13 protein-coding genes are annotated in these 16,999 nt (G+C 68.3%); 2 read left to right on the top strand and 11 right to left on the bottom strand.

The features are described 5' to 3' along the window. Window positions 1-28: 28 nt before the first annotated feature. The 7 genes from OEL49_RS05330 to OEL49_RS05300 all read right to left on the bottom strand — a co-directional run bounded on the left by OEL49_RS05330 (window position 29) and on the right by OEL49_RS05300 (window position 7,226). Window positions 29-385: a DUF3325 domain-containing protein gene (locus OEL49_RS05330; RefSeq protein ID WP_287874156.1), complete on the bottom strand. Its 357-nt coding sequence runs from the start codon at window positions 383-385 to the stop codon at window positions 29-31. Next, window positions 382-1,890: a PepSY-associated TM helix domain-containing protein gene (locus OEL49_RS05325; protein ID WP_287874155.1), complete on the bottom strand. Its 1,509-nt coding sequence runs from the start codon at window positions 1,888-1,890 to the stop codon at window positions 382-384. Before OEL49_RS05325 ends, OEL49_RS05330 begins: the two co-directional genes overlap by 4 nt. Further along, window positions 1,887-2,168, bottom strand: a complete 282-nt coding sequence (locus OEL49_RS05320) for an iron transporter (protein WP_165397437.1) — start codon at window positions 2,166-2,168, stop codon at window positions 1,887-1,889. The genes OEL49_RS05325 and OEL49_RS05320 overlap by 4 nt, the downstream gene beginning before the upstream one ends. A gap of 71 nt (window positions 2,169-2,239) precedes the next feature. Further along, window positions 2,240-3,205, bottom strand: coding sequence for an alpha/beta hydrolase (locus OEL49_RS05315; protein ID WP_014237228.1), 966 nt, complete (start codon window positions 3,203-3,205; stop codon window positions 2,240-2,242). A gap of 61 nt (window positions 3,206-3,266) precedes the next feature. Next, the gene (locus OEL49_RS05310; RefSeq protein ID WP_287874154.1) at window positions 3,267-5,687 is read right to left on the bottom strand and encodes a TonB-dependent receptor; all 2,421 of its coding nucleotides are present in this window, start codon (window positions 5,685-5,687) and stop codon (window positions 3,267-3,269) included. Window positions 5,688-5,788: 101 nt separating this feature from the next. Next, the gene (locus tag OEL49_RS05305) at window positions 5,789-6,724 is read right to left on the bottom strand and encodes a FecR family protein (RefSeq protein WP_287874153.1); all 936 of its coding nucleotides are present in this window, start codon (window positions 6,722-6,724) and stop codon (window positions 5,789-5,791) included. Beyond that, a complete protein-coding gene (locus OEL49_RS05300; RefSeq protein ID WP_287874152.1) occupies window positions 6,711-7,226 on the bottom strand; it encodes a sigma-70 family RNA polymerase sigma factor in 516 nt (171 codons plus the stop codon). Before OEL49_RS05300 ends, OEL49_RS05305 begins: the two co-directional genes overlap by 14 nt. Before the next feature lie 263 nt (window positions 7,227-7,489). Between OEL49_RS05300 and OEL49_RS05295 the strand changes: the two genes are divergently transcribed. After that, window positions 7,490-9,538: a sensor histidine kinase gene (locus OEL49_RS05295; protein ID WP_287874151.1), complete on the top strand. Its 2,049-nt coding sequence runs from the start codon at window positions 7,490-7,492 to the stop codon at window positions 9,536-9,538. Between the two features lie 146 nt (window positions 9,539-9,684). Here the strand turns inward: OEL49_RS05295 and OEL49_RS05290 are convergent, their stop codons facing one another. Then, window positions 9,685-10,101: a YkgJ family cysteine cluster protein gene (locus OEL49_RS05290; protein ID WP_014237223.1), complete on the bottom strand. Its 417-nt coding sequence runs from the start codon at window positions 10,099-10,101 to the stop codon at window positions 9,685-9,687. A gap of 282 nt (window positions 10,102-10,383) precedes the next feature. On the opposite strand from OEL49_RS05290, the gene OEL49_RS05285 reads away from it, so the two are divergent. Continuing rightward, a complete protein-coding gene (locus OEL49_RS05285; RefSeq protein ID WP_014237222.1) occupies window positions 10,384-10,959 on the top strand; it encodes a hypothetical protein in 576 nt (191 codons plus the stop codon). Between the two features lie 133 nt (window positions 10,960-11,092). Here OEL49_RS05285 and clpB read toward each other — a convergent pair whose 3' ends face one another. The 3 genes from clpB to OEL49_RS05270 all read right to left on the bottom strand — a co-directional run bounded on the left by clpB (window position 11,093) and on the right by OEL49_RS05270 (window position 16,947). Beyond that, complete coding sequence (clpB, locus tag OEL49_RS05280; protein WP_287874150.1) at window positions 11,093-13,690, bottom strand: ATP-dependent chaperone ClpB; 2,598 nt, start codon at window positions 13,688-13,690, stop codon at window positions 11,093-11,095. 69 nt (window positions 13,691-13,759) lie between these two features. Next, window positions 13,760-15,715, bottom strand: coding sequence for a putative bifunctional diguanylate cyclase/phosphodiesterase (locus tag OEL49_RS05275; protein ID WP_287874149.1), 1,956 nt, complete (start codon window positions 15,713-15,715; stop codon window positions 13,760-13,762). After that, on the bottom strand, window positions 15,712-16,947 hold the full coding sequence (locus OEL49_RS05270) for a methyl-accepting chemotaxis protein (RefSeq protein WP_274412993.1): 1,236 nt from the start codon (window positions 16,945-16,947) through the stop codon (window positions 15,712-15,714). The genes OEL49_RS05275 and OEL49_RS05270 overlap by 4 nt, the downstream gene beginning before the upstream one ends. Window positions 16,948-16,999 lie beyond the last annotated feature (52 nt).

Raw genomic sequence — 16,999 nt, 5'->3', positions numbered from 1 at the left:
TGCGCTATTTAATTGCAAGCACTTTTTATTACCCTCCGGACGCCAGGCTCCCCAGCCAGGCCAGCACCGTCAGCACGGCCAGGGCGCCGCCCCGGGTGCACCAGGGCGGCCGCCAGGCCAGCAGGAACACCAGGCCGGTAGCGGCAGCGGAGAGCAGGCCGATCCACAGCACCACGCCCTGGGCCCCGCCCCAGCCCGCAAGGCAGGGCGCCAGGGCCAGCAGGCAGCCGCTCCAGCCGGCCAGGCGCAGGACCTGGCCCCGCCCCAGCGTCAGGGGATGGTGGTAGCGCTGCCGGTAGTGGCGGGCCATGCCCAGGCACAGGCCCAGCATGCCCAGATAGGCTAGGCCGAGACTGGCGGCGGCGTGCAACCAGGAAATGTTCATGCTGCCTCCTTGGCCGCTGCAGCGGCAAAACGGCGGCTCACCCGCCATCCCAGATAGACCAGGGCCAGGCCGCCGACGAGGGCGGTCAGGTCCACTCCCAGGCGCATGGCATCCAGCAGCCCCGGGGCGCCGGCCACGTCGCACAGGGGAAGCAGGGCCCAGGCCAGGCCGGCGGCGTAGAGCTGCCCGCGCCAGGCCGCGCCGGGGGGACGCAGGCCGGCATGGACCAGGGTCAGGGCCCACACGGCGAAGAAGGCACCGATCTCCCAGGCCGCCCGCTCCGCCAGGTCCGCCGGCAGCAGCCGGTTGGCCCAGAGGAAGGCGGCGCTGGCCAGCATCACCCCGGCCACGGTGGCCACGTTGAGGCTTTCGATGGCGCCATAGACCCGGGCCGTGGCGGCCCCGAATTCATGGCCGGGACGCTTGCGCCGCTTGATGGTGAACAGCACCAGCCCCACCGCCATCATGGCGGTGCCGGCCAGACCGGAAAGGAAATACAGCCACTGGGCCGGATAGCCACCGAAATGGACCAGGTGCAACCCCACCTGGGTGCGGAAGGCGTAGGCCACCGGGTTCCACTCGGTCTGCCGCCCCAGTTCCCAGCCGCTCACCGCGGCGAAGGTGATGTGGTCGGCCACGGCGCCGAGGCGGTCGTCCAGATGGCGCATGAACTGCACCGTGGCCTCCCGGTCGCCGGGGGCGCGGATGCCGATCCAGCCCACATGGCCGGCGCCCAGGACCGTCTCCGCCTCCTGCAGCAGGGGCGCCAGGGACGGCAGGGGCGCCGCCACGCCGGCCGGCCGGCGCTCGAAGCTGCGCACCACGTCGCCCCGGGGGCCGCCGGCCTTGCCGTCGTAGAAATGGTAGGTGGCGGCGGGCAGGTAGCTGTCCACCAGGATCACCACGCCGGTATAGGTGATGAGCAGGAGAAAGGGCAGGCCGAGGACGCCGAGGACGTTGTGGGCGTCCAGCCAGCTGCGCTGGGCCGAAGACTGGGGGCGGAAGGTGAAGAAGTCCTGGAAGATTTTCTTGTGCACCACGATGCCGTTGATCAGGGCCGCCAGCATCACCAGCCCCACCAGGCAGACGATGGCCCGCCCCACCTTGCCCGCATCCAGTTCGGCGTGGAAGTGGGTGAAGAAATGGCCCCCTTCCGTGGCCCGCACCGGCAGCACCTCGCCGCTTACCGGATGCAGGACTTCCTCCCGGGTCTGCTCCCGGTTGCCCCAGACGATGCCCACCGCCGGCTGGCGGGACGAGGGCATCTGCACGCGCCAGATGGGCGCCCCCTCCCCCACCTGACGCAGGCGCGCCTCGGCCACCGCCAGGGCCCGGGCCGGCTCGGCCGGGGCATGGCGGATTTCCGGGCGCATCCAGTGGCTGATCTCCGGCTCGAACACGGCCAGGGTGCCGGTGAAGAATATGGGCACCAGCAGCCAGCCGAAGAGGAGACCGCTCCAGGTGTGCAGCCAGGACATGGACTGGGTGAACGTGGGGGCCTTCATGACAGCACCTTTCCCAGGTAGCCGAGGCCGGCCAGCAGGGCCGCCAGGGCCAGCAGCCAGCCCCAGGCCCGGGCGGCGCTGGAGGCGGCAAAGGCCCACAGCAGGGCCAGCAGCAGGGGGACGGGCAGGATCTGGCCCATGAGGAACCACAGGCTGACCCGGGCCAGGGGCAGCCACACCCCCAGGGCGAAGACCAGGGCCCAGGCGGCCGCGTAGCCCCCCAGGCCGGCCGCCAGAACGCGGCTCAGGACCTGGGTCCAGGATTGGTAGATACGCATGGCAATGCATCCGAAAAGGGGCCAGGGGCCCCGGTTGGCGAAGGAAAGGGCGAACACGGCAATGGGCGGCCTCAGGGCGCCATGGCCTCGGGATCGCCGAGGAAGGCCAGGGCCCGGGTCAGGGAGGGCAGGATCACCGAGCCGTGGTTCTCCCCAGCCAGCACCTCGTAGCGCACCGGCCCGGCCAGGCGGGCGCCGCCGGCCAGCCACAGGCCCATCTCCCGGGCGTCGGTGACCATGGGCCGGCTGGCCAGGAGGCGGGCCCGGGGCGAATCCGGGTTGTCGCTGGGCGGATCGTCCTCCCGGGCGCCGACGGTGATCAGCACCTGGGCCTGGCGGCGGGCGCCGGCGGCCAGTTGCTCCCGCTCCAGGCGCAGGTAGCGATCGCCGTACCAGACCGAGGGACTGGCGGCGACGTAGGTGTGGAAGGCCTGGGGCCGGGTGAACAGCACGTGCAGGGCGAACAGGCCGCCGTAGGAATGGCCGAACAGGCCCTGGCGCGCCGGATCCACCGGGAACTCGGCGGCGATGAGGGGCTTCAGCTCCTCCTCGATGAAGGCCAGGAAGCGGTCGGCGCCACCCTGACGCTCGCCGCCCCGCTCGGATTTGGGCCGGCCGGGCGGCAGCGGCGGCGTGTAGTCGTCGGCCCGGGCCGTCACCGCCTCGTCGGCGGACCCCGGATAGCCGATGGCCACCACCAGGGTGGGCGGCACGCCGGTGACGGCGGCACGCTCGGCCATGCGCCGGGCCACCACAGACAGGGTGGGAAAGGCCGTATTGCCGTCCAGGGCGTAGAGCACCGGGAAGCCGGCGGCAGGGGCGGCCCCGGCCGGCTTGGCGACGAAAATCCGGTAGGTACGGCCGGTATGGCGGGACGTCACGTCCCGCTGCAGGGACTGGGGCAGTTCCACCGGACGCCAGGCGGTCTCGTCGCGAGCCAGGGCCGGGCTGCCGCCCAGGGGCAGCAGGGGCGCCAGCAGCAGGCCCAGGAGGAGACCGCGGCCCAGGCGCAGGGACAACAAGCTCATAGATTGCATGGATGCCTCGAAAAAAAGAGCCCCCGGCCATTGCCACGGCCCGGGGGCGGGAGGAACGGACTCAGAAGTCCACCGAGGCCGACAGGCTGACGCTGCGTGGCGCGCCGATGGTGGCCATGGAATAGCTGTCGGAGAAGCTGCCGGAGAAGTAGTTCTTGTCGAAGACGTTGTTCACGTTGGCGCGGAACACCACCTTCTGCTCGGCCACCCGGGTCGTGTAGCGGGCGCCCAGGTCCAGGATGGTCCAGGCCGGCAGCTGGTGGGTGTTGGCTGCGTTCAGGTAGAACTTGCCGTTGTAGGTCAGGCGGCCGGTCAGGGTCAGGCCGTTCACCCAGGGCGTATCCCATTCGGAGCCCAGGGTGGCCTGCCACTCGGGTACGCCGATGGCGGTGTTGCCGTCATAGGTGCCGTTCTGGGTGCGGGTCAGCTCCGCCTTGGTATAGGTGGCTCCGCCCAGCAGGCGCACATTGCGGCTCACCTCGCCGAAGGTGTTCCACTCGATGCCGCGGTGGCGGCGTTCCTGGCCGTCGGTGTAGGCATTGCCCACCTTCATCATGCCCGGCTTGGTCAGCTCGAAGAGGGAGACGGTGTTGGCAAACTTGCCCGCTTCCCACTTCACCCCCACTTCCTTCTGCTCGGTCTTGTAGGGGGCGAAGGTATGACCGTAGTTGGTGGCGGTGACGTCGGTGACCGTGTCGCCCTTGCTCAGGCCTTCGATGTAGTTGCCGTAGAGGGACACCGGTGCCGCCCAGGGCTTCACCATCAGGCCGACGGAGGGCGTCACGGCGCTCTTGTCGTAACTGGAGGTCTGCACCCCGGTGGTGCCGTTGAAGTTGCGGGTGCGCACCCGCTGGTCCCGCAGGCCCAGGGTCAGCAGCACCTTCTCGTCGAGAAAGGAGAGGGTGTCGGCAATGGCCAGGCTGGTCAGGGTGGTTTCGCCGGTCTTGCGCGCGCTGCCGGGCAAGGTGCCGACGTTGGCCGCCGCCGGGTTGTAGATGTTGGAGGCGAAGCTGGTGCCGGACTTGGTCAGGGAACCGCTTTCCTGCAGCAGGCCGGAGGTGCTCACCACCACGTCGTGGCCCACGTCGCCGGTCTTGAAGCGGCCCTTGAGGCCGATCTCGGAGGCGACGGAATCGCTGAAGCCGTACTGGCCGGTGAGTACCCCGGTGAAATTGCCGTTGGCCTGGATGTTGCGGGCGTGGGTACCGTTGATGAAACCCCAGTAGTCGTAATGCTGGGTGCCCAGGGAGCCGTAGACGGAAAGCTTGTCGTTGATCTCGTAGTCGGCCCGCAGCATCAGGCCCATATTCTCCAGGGTGCCGTAGGCGCCGGGGAACAGGTTCTGCTTGGCATCGGGAGCGCTGAGGGGGGACGGCAGGGAATCGGCGAACCAGTAGGCGGAGGCCGGCGTGCCGCCCTTCATTTCCTCCTTGCTGTAGTAAAAGTCGCCGGACAGCACCAGGGCCTCGCCCCGGTAATCGGCGCCAACAGAGAGGAAGTCCCGCTTCTTTTGCTGGCCGTCGGTGGTGGTGTCCCCTTCCCGGTGGGCTGCATTGACCCGCAGGCCGATCTGCTTGGTGGGGCCGAAGCGGCGGCCCAGGTCCAGATGGGTGCCGATCTGGGAATCGGAGGTGTAGTCCACGGTCACCCGGGTCAGGGGATCGTCCGCCGCCCGCTTGGTCACCAGGTTCACCACGCCGCCGACACCGCCGCCGGGAGGCATGCCGGTAAACATGGCGCCGGGGCCCTTCAGCACTTCCACCCGCTCCAGGAACTCCACCGGCACGTGGCCCTGGGGCGTCATGCCGAAGAGGCCGTTCACCGACAGGTCGCCGGCGAAAACGTCGAAGCCCCGCAGGCGGAAGTTCTCGTAGAGGTGGCCGGCGGAAACGGTGTAACGGGCGGAGGGCTCGTTGGCCAGCACGTCGGCCACGGTGCGGGCCTGCTGGTTTTCCACCACGTCGGCGGTATAGGCGGTGATGTTGAAGGGCGTGTCCATCACGTCCCGGTTGCCCAGCATGCCCAGGCGGGCGCCCCGGGCCACCTGGCCGCCGGCGTAGGGGGTCGGCAGGGAGAGATAATCGCCGCTGGCGGTGACCTTCACTTCCGGCAGGGCGGCCTCGCTGCGGGCCGGCAGGCGGCGCAGGGTGTAGGTGCCGTCGCTGCCGGGCACGGCTTCCAGGCCGCTGCCGGCGAGGAGCTTGACCAGGGCCGCATCGGGAGCGAACCAGCCGTCCAGGGCCGGGGCGGTCTTGCCGGCCACCAGGCTGGCATCCACCCCCAGCAGCAGGCCGGTCTTGGCCGCCAGCTGGGACAGGGCCTGGCCCAGGGGCTGGGCCGGCTGTTGCAGGTGGATGCCGGCCTTGCCGGCGGCCGGATCGGCCCACAGGGGCCCGGCACAGCAGAGGGCGAGGGCCAGGGCGGTGAGACGGAAGGCGGGCCGGGCCTGTCGGCGGCCGGGGCGCTGGGCTGGTTGGGACATGCAGACTCCTGAAAAGACGGTCGAAAAAAGTGGCTTTCACTTTCCATGACCGGCGAGAAACGGAATCGGGCAGTCCCCGGGCAAAATATTTTGAAAAATTTTCAGGTACGGACCCGGATCAGCCAGCGGGAGTGGCGCTCCACCCGCAGGGGCAGCACCTCGGCCAGCAGGCGCAGGGCCTTGTCCACATCGTCCGCCGGCAGGGCGCCGGTAAAGCGCAGGCGGGCCAGATCGTCGCCGCTGGCGTGCAGGTGGCCGGGGAAATAGCGGTTGAGCTGGGCCAGGACCTCGTCCAGGGGAGCGTTGTCGAAGATCAGGCGGTGCCGCTCCCAGCTGTCGGCCGCCGGTGCCGCCGCCAGGGGCTCGGCCGTGCCGCCCGGTCCCAGGCGCAGGGCCTGGCCCGGCCCCAGGGTGACGCTGGCGCCGCCCCGGGCGGCCCGCACGGCGACGGAGGATTCGATGACGCTGACCAGGGTGCCGTCGCCGCTGCGATCCACCACATAGCGGGTACCCAGGGCCTGGGCCGTGCCCTCCTCGCTCACCACCCGGAAGGGGCGGCCCGCCGGGTCGTGGGCCACCTGGGCCAGGACCCGACCGGCCAGGAGGCGCACCCGGCGCTCCGTGCCGGAAAAATCCAGATCCACGGCGGAACCGCTGTCCAGGGTCAGGCGGGAGCCGTCCGTCAGAGTCAGCTGCCGCACCTCGCCGATGCCGCTGCGCTCGTCCGCCAGCCAGTGCTGGCCGTGACCAAGGAACAGCAGACAGAGGCCGAGCAGGGAGGCGGCCCCCAGCAGCAGCGGCCGGCGGGCCGGGGCGGCCCGGGGCCGGGGCTGTTCCAGGGCGTCCCACATCAGGCGGATCTGGCGGAAGGTCTCCTGGTGGCGGGGGTCGGCCCGCAGCCAGGCCTGGAAGTCCCGCTGCGCCTCGCCGCCGGCATCACCCTCCCCCGTCTCCTCCAGTTCGTCGGCCAGGCGTACCACCCAGGCAGCCGCGGCCCCCCGGATGGCGGCCAGTTCCTCCCGCTCACAGGTGGCCATAGAGCCTCCCGTGGCAATGGGCCAGGGCCTTGGCCAGATACTGCTTGACGCTGCTTTCGGAGACCTGCAGCTCGGCGGCGATAGCGGCGTAGGAAAGGCCTTCCAGCCGGGCCAGGAGGAAGGCGCGGCGCGGCTTTTCCTCCAGTTCCTCGGAGAGCATGAGCAGCACCTGGCGCAGCAGCTGGCGCATGGTGACGATGTGTTCGGGACTGGGTTCGCTGTCCGGCTCCAGGAGCAGGACCAGGGCCTGCAGGGTTTCCCGCTCCACCCGGGAGCGCTGGTGCAGGTTGATCAGCAGGCGGTTGGCCGTCACCAGCAGGTAGGCGCGGGGCTCCCGCAGGGCCGGCATTTCCGGCAGGGCCAGCAGCTTGAGGAAGGTGTCCTGGGCCAGGTCGGCGGCGTGGTCGCGGCAGCCCGTCTTCTTTCTCAGCCAGCCGAACAGCCAGCCGTGGTGGGACCGGTAGAGATGGTCGAGGGACTCGGTCGAAGAAGCGACGTGCATGCAGGAACTCCGCGGGAAAGCCAGGTGGACGGAAAACGTGGCTGGCGCGGAGTAAGGCACTCACTGCTGGCTAGATGCGAATTATTCTCAAATATATAGCAAGATGCAAGCGCCGCCCGGGGGCCGACTCCCGCCGCCATCGGGGCTGGGGCATCGGCGCCACCTGGCACCGCCCCTCCCCGCCTCTTGTTCGGAAGGCATCCAGGCCCCAGAATAAACCGACGTCATCAGCCACCGCGTCACTCACCGGGACCCCACCAGCCATGAATGCTCCAGCCAAGATTTCCGCCGTCGAGGCCCCGGGCGCCGACATGCCGCGCTGGCTGCCCCATGCCCTGGTGGCCCTGATCATCGCCACCCTGGTGGTGTCCCTGGCCGCCATGGCCATCTGGGAGGAGCGCATCCGCTATCGGGAGCGGGCCGAGGTGGCGACCCAGAACGTCTCCCACATGCTGGACCTGCACCTGAGCAGCGTCTTCGACAAGATCGACGTGGTGCTGCAATCGACGGTGGCCCAGTACCAGGAGCAGCTGGCCGGCGGCAAGGTGCGGCCCCTGGAACTGAAGCTCTATCTGGAACGGCAGCAGGCCCTGGTGCCCGAGATCATCAGCCTGCGCATCATCGACCGGGACGGCGTGGTGCGCTACGGTGCCGGCATTCCCGGCGGCGGCCCGGTCAACCTGGGGGACCGGGAGTACTTCCTGCGGGCCCGGGACGGCAGCGCCAGCGAACTGATCATTGCCGGCCCCCTCATGGGGCGCATTGCCAAGCAATGGGTGGTCACCCCCTCCCGCCGCATCGAGGCCCCGGACGGCACCTTCGCCGGCGTGGTCTATGCCGCCATCCCCACCGTGCATTTCGAGCGCATCCTCGCCTCCGTCAGCCTCGGTCCCCAGGGCGCGGCTTCCATCCGCACCGCCGACCTGGCCCTGGTGCACCGCTATCCGAGCACCCGCAACGCCGTCGGCAGCCGGGAGGTTTCCCAGGAACTGCTGGACATGCTGCGCCGGCACCCGACGGACGGCCAGTACCTGGCCCGCACCAGCCTGGACGGCGTCGAACGCAACAATGCCTACCGCCGCCTGGAGTCCTACCCCTTCTACGTCATCGTCGGCATGGCCAGCCGGGACTACCTGGGCGGCTGGCAGGAGCACAGCCTGATCCTGGGCGGCCTGGCGGCCCTGGCGGTGCTGGCCATCGGCCTGGCCGCCTGGCTCATGTACCGCTCCGCCGAGCGCCTGCGGGCCGACCTGGCGGTGCGCAAACGCATCGGCACCGAGCTGGAGACCCTGCTGGAGGAACGCACCCGCCTGGCCACGGAACTGGCGGAGCGGGCCGACGAGGCGGAGGCGGCGAACCGGGCCAAGAGCACCTTCCTGGCCAAGATGAGCCACGAACTGCGCACCCCCCTCAACCACATCATGGGCTTCACCACCATCCTGCAGCGGGAAGTCCAGGGCCCCCGGGGCCAGGACCATCTGCACAAGGTGGAACAGGCCTCCCAGCGCCTCCTGGAACTGATCAACTCCATCCTCGACGTCTCCAGCATCGAGAGCGGCAAGATCACCCTGGCCCTGCGCGACTTCGGCCTGGCCGAGCTGCTGGAGGAGGCCCGCCAGGGCCTGGCCGAAGCGGCGGCGGCCAAGGGCATCGGCGTCCAGGTGGTGAGCGACCCGGCCCTGCCGGCCCGCCTGCACGGCGACCCGGAGCGCATCCGCCAGGTGCTCAACGGCCTGCTCGACAACGCCATCAAGTTCTCCGAACAGGGGCCGGTGATCCTGCGGGCCCACCGGGTGCCCAGCGACGACGGCAACGTGCGGGTGCGTTTCGAGGTCAGCGACCAGGGGATCGGCGTCGCCCCCGAACTGCGGGACAACCTCTTCCAGATCTTCAACCAGGGCGACAATTCCAGCACCCGCCTCTATGGCGGCGCCGGCCTCGGCCTGGCCCTGTGCAAGCGCCTGGTGGCCCTGATGCTGGGCGAGATCGGCTGCACCTCCGCCCCGGGCGACGGCAGCACCTTCTGGTTCACCCTGCCCCTGGGGGCGGTGGACGAGAACCCGGGGGTTCTCGGCGCCGGCGACTGGCAGCGGGTGCGCCACGTGCTGGCCGAACTGGAAGCCCTCCTCGCCGCCGACAACTTCCAGGCCCAGACCCTGTGGAAGCGCTACACCCCCCTGCTCCACGCCGCCCTCGGCCCCGGCGCCCGGGCCTGCGACGAGGCCATCGACAGCATCGACTTCGACACCGCCCTGCGCTGCCTGCGGGAGGCCCGCCGCGCCGTGCCCGAGCTGCGGGACCCGGCCCACTGAAATACCGCCGGGCCGGTTGCCCCCCGGCACCCTGCCCCAGGATCAAGCAAGCACGCCCATCTCCGGCATGGGTCGGCCGCAATGGCCGCCCCATCTGCCTCCCCGGGCATGCCCGGGGGGAAAATCCGGCGCAAAAAAAAAGCGGGCTAGGCAGCCCGCTGTGTGTCGTCCCCGGCCGGACCCGGCGCTTCCCCGGGAATGGGCAGGCTGAAGAGGCGCTTCAGGCGCACGCATTCCGGATTGAGGCTGCCGTCCTCCAGCAGGGCTGGAAACTCCCGGCACACCGAAGGCCGGTTGTCGTAGATACCGCAGCGATTGTCCGCCTGCAGGGCGATGCAGCGCCCCTCCCCCGACTCCGTGCCCTTCATGCAGGCGCGGAAAGGCGTCAGGGACGACGTCAGGGCTTCCGGCACATAGCCGCCGGGCTGGGTATCCAGCTCCCCGTGGTAGAAGGAAACGCGAAAGAACTTGCAGCAACAGCCGCAGCCGACGCAGGGATGGTCGTTCCCCGCCATGTCGTAGAAAACCCGGTCGTCCTCGGTGCGAATGCTGATCTGGGGCATGTCGTTCTCCCGGCCCGCCCGGGCCGGCACAAGCAAAAAATGGATGGAAATGGCCCCCGCCGCACCACCTCCGTTGTCCACCGTGGGTTGGCAACCGGACAAGAGGGCCAGGGACGGGCAGTTTAAAAAAACTCGGCGCCCTTGATAAGCCCCCGCCCTATCCGCTCCATTGAACATCACCAATGCCCAGCCCAGCAGGTAACGGGTCAGTACAATGGCGGCCAGCCGCAATACTGACGATCAACCGCACACGCAGCCAAACTTCACGCCGAAGGACTAGCCATGCATTACCAACGCCTTGCCACTGCCATCATCATTGCCGCCTGTCTGGGAACCTCGGCATGCCAGAAAGCTGCCGACAGCGAAGGAGGCAGTGCCTCTTCCCAGGCCAGTCCCAAAACCATCAAAGCCTTCCAGGATCATGTCGCCAAGTTCTCCATGACGCTCTTCCGGGCTGAGGCCGATGGTGTCTTCAACGGCAAGACCGGCCTCACCGATCTCCAGCCCCTGGTCGATGGAGTTTACTTTAGCGGTGGCGTCCCGCTCCCCGTTCCCTCCGGCATCCAGACCGCACCCGCTCCCTGGCAGTATCTGCGCAGCGAATTCAATGTGGTCATTGGCGGCCCCCAGGGCGAAGAACTGGGGTCGGCAGCAGCCGACGACCTGCTCCTGCTTACCAATATTCGTCCCGAAGTATGCGACGCTCTCAACGCCGGCCTGGGGCAGGACAAAGGCAGCACTGGCCGCCTGGAAAAAAAACGCATCACTGCCGCCGTCGGCAGCAAAATCGAGCAGAACGAAGGCTGCGTCGCCACCCCGGACGGATTCGCCTACTTCGTCGTCACCAACCGGCACTGATCCGATACGGCGAACCGGGAGCGTCCCTCATCGAGCGGGTGATGGGCTCGGATCACACCCTCACAGAAAAACGGCGGGCCTGATGTACTCAGGACCCGCCGTTTTGCCGTATTGCCACCGTTAGTTCTGCAACTCAACCCTTGGCAAAGCGCATCACCCCGCCCTCGTCGCAGCTGACCAGGATGGTGTCCTTGGGGCCGAAGTTGCCTTCGAGAATCTGCTTGGCCAGCGGGTTCTCGATGTGCTGCTGGATGGCCCGCTTCAGCGGGCGGGCGCCGAAGATGGGGTCGAAGCCGGCCTTGGCCAGTTCGTCCAGGGCGGAATCGGCCACCTCCAGGCGCATTTCCAGCTGGGCCACCCGCTTTTCCAGATAGCCGAGCTGGATGCGGGCGATGTTGCGGATGTTCTTCTCGTCCAAGCTGTGGAAGACCACGGCCTCGTCGATGCGGTTGATGAACTCGGGACGGAAGTAGCTCTTCACCTCGCCCATCACCGCCAGCTTGATCAGCTGGTAATCGTCGCCTGCCATCTGCTGGATCATCTGGCTGCCCAGGTTGGAGGTCATGACGATCACGGTGTTCTTGAAGTCCACCGTGCGGCCCTGGCCGTCGGTCATGCGGCCGTCGTCCAGCACCTGCAGGAGCACGTTGAAGACGTCCGGGTGGGCCTTTTCCACCTCGTCCAGCAGGATCACGCTATAGGGCTTGCGTCGCACCGCTTCGGTCAGGGTGCCGCCTTCCTCGTAGCCGACGTAGCCCGGAGGCGCGCCGATGAGGCGGGCCACGGAGTGCTTCTCCATGAACTCGCTCATGTCGATGCGGATCAGGTGGTCTTCGCTGTCGAAGAGGAACTCGGCCAGGGCCTTGCACAGCTCGGTCTTGCCGACGCCGGTGGGACCGAGGAAGAGGAAGGAGCCGTAGGGCCGGTTGGGGTCGCTCAAACCGGCGCGGGAGCGGCGGATGGCATCCGACACCAGGCGCACGGCCTCGTCCTGGCCCACCACGCGCTGGTGCAGGCGGTCTTCCATTTTCAGGAGCTTGTCCCGCTCGCCCTGCATCATCTTGGAGACGGGAATGCCGGTGGCCCGGCTCACCACTTCGGCGATTTCCTCGGCGCCCACCTGGGTGCGCAGCAGCTTGTTCTGCTGCTGTCCGCCTTCGCTGGCCTTCTCGGCCACCTTGAGCTGGGCTTCGAGCTGGGGCAGCTTGCCGTATTGCAGCTCGGCCACCTTTTCCAGCTTGCCTTCGCGCTGCAGCCTGGCGATCTCGGCCTTGATCTTGTCGATCTCTTCCTTGACGTGGGCGGCGCCGTGGACCTGGGCCTTCTCGGCCTTCCACACTTCTTCCAGGTCGGAATATTCCTTCTGCAGCTTGGCGATTTCGTCCTCGATCAGGCCGAAGCGCTTCTTCGAGGCTTCGTCCTTCTCCTTCTTCACCGCTTCCCGCTCGATCTTCAGCTGGATGATGCGACGGTCCAGCTTGTCCATCACTTCCGGCTTGGAGTCGATTTCCATCTTGATGCGGGCGGCGGCCTCGTCGATGAGGTCGATGGCCTTGTCCGGCAGGAAGCGGTCGGTGATGTAGCGGTGGGAGAGTTCTGCCGCGGCGACGATGGCCGGGTCGGTGATGTCCACGCCGTGGTGCAGCTCGTACTTCTCCTGCAGGCCGCGCAGGATGGCGATGGTGGCTTCGACGGAAGGCTCGTCCACCAGCACCTTCTGGAAGCGGCGCTCCAGGGCGGCATCCTTCTCGATGTACTTGCGGTATTCGTCCAGGGTGGTGGCGCCGATGCAGTGCAGCTCACCCCGGGCCAGGGCGGGCTTCAGCATGTTGCCGGCGTCGATGGCGCCCTCGGCCTTGCCGGCGCCGACCATGGTGTGGATTTCGTCGATGAAGAGAATGATGCGGCCGAGTTTTTCATCATTCGCCTTGGCGATGTCGTTGAGCACGGCCTTGAGGCGCTCCTCGAACTCGCCGCGGTACTTGGCCCCGGCCAGCAGGCCGGCCATGTCCAGCACCAGCACCTTCTTGCCCTTCAGGGTTTCCGGCACCTCGTCATTGACGATGCGCTGGGCCAGGCCCTCGACGATGGCGGTCTTGCCAACGCCGGGCTCGCCGATCAGTACCGGGTTGTTCTTGGTGCGGCGCTGCAGAATCTGGATGGCGCGACGGATTTCGTCGTCCCGGCCGATGACCGGGTCCAGCTTGCCCTGGGCGGCCCGCTCGGTGAGGTCCACACAGTATTTCTTCAGGGATTCGCGCTGGCCTTCGGCCTCCTGGCTATCCACGCCCTGGCCGCCGCGCACGGCGTCGATGGCGGCTTCCAGGGGCTTCTTCTCCAGGCCGTATTGCTTGGCGATGCGGGAGGTTTCCCCCTTGTCGCCGGTCAGGGCCACCAGGAACATCTCGGAGGCGATGAACTGGTCGCCCCGCTTCTGGGCTTCCTTGTCGGTGAGGTTGAGCAGGTTGGTCAGGTCGCGGCCGATGGTGACGTCGCCGCCGTGGCCTTCCACCTTGGGCAGGCGGGCGATGGCCTGTTCCAGGGCGGTGCGCAGGGGCGGCACGTTGACGCCGGCCCGGGCCAGCAGGGAGGCAGTGCCGCCGTCGTCCTGGTTGAGCAGGGCCAGCAGCAGGTGGGCCGGGTCGATGAACTGGTTGTCGGCGCCGATGGCCAGGCTCTGGGCGTCGGCCAGGGCCTGCTGGAACTTGGTGGTGAATTTGTCGAAGCGCATGGGAGCTCCTTTCCGATGGATTGACCGGAAGATGGGGGCACTCCCTTTGATTTCAACTACCTGGCCGCCCTAATTGCAGGGCCGTGCTTCATGGCCGGCGGCAGCCCGCAGCCAGCGGGCCTCCAGTTCCTCGGCCGGCAGGGGATGGGAAAACAGATAGCCCTGGCAGGTGCGGCAGCCGTTTTGCAGCAGGATGCCACGCTGCTGGTCCGTCTCCACCCCTTCGGCCAGGATGTCCATATCGAGGTGCTGCCCCAGCTCGATGATGGAGGCGACGATGTTGGAACTGACCGGGTCGTCGGCAATGTCCCGGATGAAGCTGCGGTCCAGCTTCAGGGTGTGCAGGGGGAAGCGCTTGAGGTAGGAAAGGGAGGAATAGCCGGTGCCGAAATCGTCGATGGCAAGCCGGATGCCCATGGCCTCCAGGGCTTCCAGCTTGGCGTCCACCTGGGCCGAATTGTCCATAAGCAGGCTTTCGGTGATTTCCAGCTCCAGGTAGCGGGGCGCCAGGCCCGTCTCCGCCAGGATGGCGTTGATGCGCTGCAGTAGGTCGGCCTGGCGGAACTGGCGGGAAGAGAGATTCACCGCCACCCGGCGGATCGGCAGGCCCCGCGCCACCCACTGCTGCATCTGGCGGCAGGCCTGGCGCAGCACCCATTCCCCCAGGGGCAGGATCAGGCCGGTTTCTTCCGCCAGGGGAATGAAGCGGGCCGGCGGCACCAGTTCGCCACCGGGAAGGCGCCAGCGCACCAGGGCCTCCACCCCCTCCAGGCTGGCGGTGCGAAGATCCACCTGGGGCTGGTAGTACAGCAGGAACTCCTCCTTCTCCAGGCCCCGGCGCAGGGCCGCCTCCAGGGCCAGGCGCGCATCCGCCTGCCGGGTCTGGGCTTCGCTGTAGAAACGGAAGGTGTGGCGCCCCGCCGCCTTGGCCTGGTAGAGGGCGGAATCGGCATGCTGGATCAGGGTGGTGGCGTTGTCCCCGTCCGCCGGATAAAGGCAGATGCCGATGCTGGCGCCGACGTAGACCTCGCTCCTGTCGTCGAGACGGAACGGTGCCGCCAGTTGCTCCAGGAGCTTTTCCGCCACCACGGCGGCCCGTTCCGGGGTGGCCGCGGTTTCCAGCAGGAGCAGGAATTCGTCGCCGCCCAGGCGGGCCAGGGTGTCGCTCTCCCGCAGGCAGGGTCGCAAGCGCTCGGCCACGGCACAGAGCAGGCGGTCCCCGGTCGGATGGCCGAGGCTGTCATTGACATCCTTGAATCGGTCCAGGTCGAGGAACAGCACGGCACCGCTGCCGCCTTCCCGGGCCGAGAGGCTGAGGGCATGCTCCAGGCGGGCCAGGAACAGGGTGCGGTTGGGCAGGTCGGTCAGGGGATCGTGGTGGGCCAGGTGCAGCAGCTTCTGCTCGGAGCGCCGGATCGGTGACAGGTCGAGAAACACGCCCACATAGCTGACCGGCTGGTGCGCCTCGTCGCGCACCGTGCTGATGGTCAGCCATTGGGGATAGGTTTCGCCGTTCTTGCGCCGGTTCCAGATTTCCCCCTGCCAGTGGCCACTCTCCAGCAGGTCGCGCCACAGCTGGCGATAGAAGGCGCCGTCCTGGCGGCCCGACTTGAGCAGGCGCAGGTTGAAGCCCTGCAATTCCGCCTCGCCGTAGCCGGTGATCTGGCAGAAGGCCGGATTCACCGCTTCCACCCGGCCCTCCAGGTCGGTCACCACGATGCCCTCCCGGGCGGCGGAGAAGACGGCGGAGGCCAGATTGAGGCGATGCACGTAATCCCGGCAGGCCGCCAGCCCCCGGGGAGTGCCGCTGCGGTAGAGCAGCAGGTAGAGCACGGCGGCGCTGCTCCCCAGCACCAGCACGGCGGCACCGCCGTCGGAGAGGCCGGCCCCGCCCTGCAGCAGGGCCAGCAAGGCGCCGCCGGCGCACAGGTAGAGCAGCACCAGGGGCCAGGCCTGGCGGTGCCCGGGGCGCAGCAGGGGATTGGCGCAGCAGGCCGGCGCCGAGGATTTCGGCGCCGGGCTCAAAAGAGTTCCACCAGGCCGCCGGCCGGCGCCTTGCTGCTGCCGGTGATGCTGGCATAGAGGCCCTGCACCAGCTGGTCCAGGGGTTCCTCCCGGGGGTGGCAGGCCTCCAGGGACTCCAGGGATTCGAGCTGCAGCACCAGGGACTGGACGTAGTCCTCCATGCGCAGCATGCCCTCCTGGATGCGTTCGATCTGCTGCCGGGTGATGTCCTGAAACTGGATGCTGCTCATCACCTGGAGAATGGCCTGGTCCAGCATGGCGGCGCCATCGCAGATGAGGCGCACCGAATTGGCCTCGCCGCTGATGGCCTGCTGGATGCCCTCGGCCAGCCCTTCCAGCTGGGCGGTGATGGCCTGCAGGGAAGTACGCTCCGCGTCCACGTGGGTGCCGGCCAGCTTGTGCTCGAACTGGGACTGGATGCTCTGGGCCATGGCCGAGATGCCGGCATGGATTTGGGTGGCGGCCTGGTCCACCTCGCCCGACAGCTTGCGCACCTCGGTGGCCACCACGGCGAAGCCGCGCCCCGCCTCCCCGGCCCGGGCCGCCTCGATGGCGGCATTCAGGGCCAGCAGGTTGGTCTGGCCGGAAATGTGCCGGATCACCTCCACCAGGCCGCCCAGGGCCCGGGTTTCGCCGATGACCCGGCTGGTGCGCTGCTGGTCCTCCGCCGATTCGCTGACCCGCTCTTCGATGTACTGCTCGAGACGGGAGATGACGGTACGGTTGTGGGCCATGCGGGCCTCCGTGTCTTCCGTCAGGCGGGCACTCAGCTCGTCGGCCTGGGACACCATCTGCTTGAGGTCGCCCATGGTGGCGTCCAGGTTCTCGCACTGGACGATGATGTCCCGCGCCGCCCCTTCGGTGATCTGCACCAGCTGGCCCAGCTGCTCCCGCGTCAGCTCACCGACCCGCCCCACTTCCCGCACCCGCCCGGCCAGTTCGGCGGCGCAGGCCAGACGCTCCCGGGAGCGCTGCTGCAGATGCTCGGCCGCTACCCGGGAGCCGAGCAGGAAGTCCCGGTAGAACAGGCGGGAGATGGCGTAATGGACGCAGAAGGCAACGACCACGATGCACATCGAACCCAGGGTATCCACCACCCGGTCCGACAGGCCCAGGGAATTTTCGGCAAAGCGGTGAAAGGCTTCATGGCCGCCATAAACGGCGGCCCCCGTGGCGGCGGCGATGGACAAAAAGGCCAGGATGCCGCGCTTGAAGAGGCGTGATGCTTCCAATGATTCCTCCAGGGAGCTGTTGTTGTCCCGCATCCACGGTCGTGGTGATGGT

The sequence above is a fragment of the Azospira sp. genome, from assembly GCF_030247495.1.
Lineage (GTDB): Bacteria > Pseudomonadota > Gammaproteobacteria > Burkholderiales > Rhodocyclaceae > Azospira > Azospira oryzae.
Note: the sequence above shows the minus strand (reverse complement) of the source record. Positions and strands in the feature narration are given on the sequence as shown.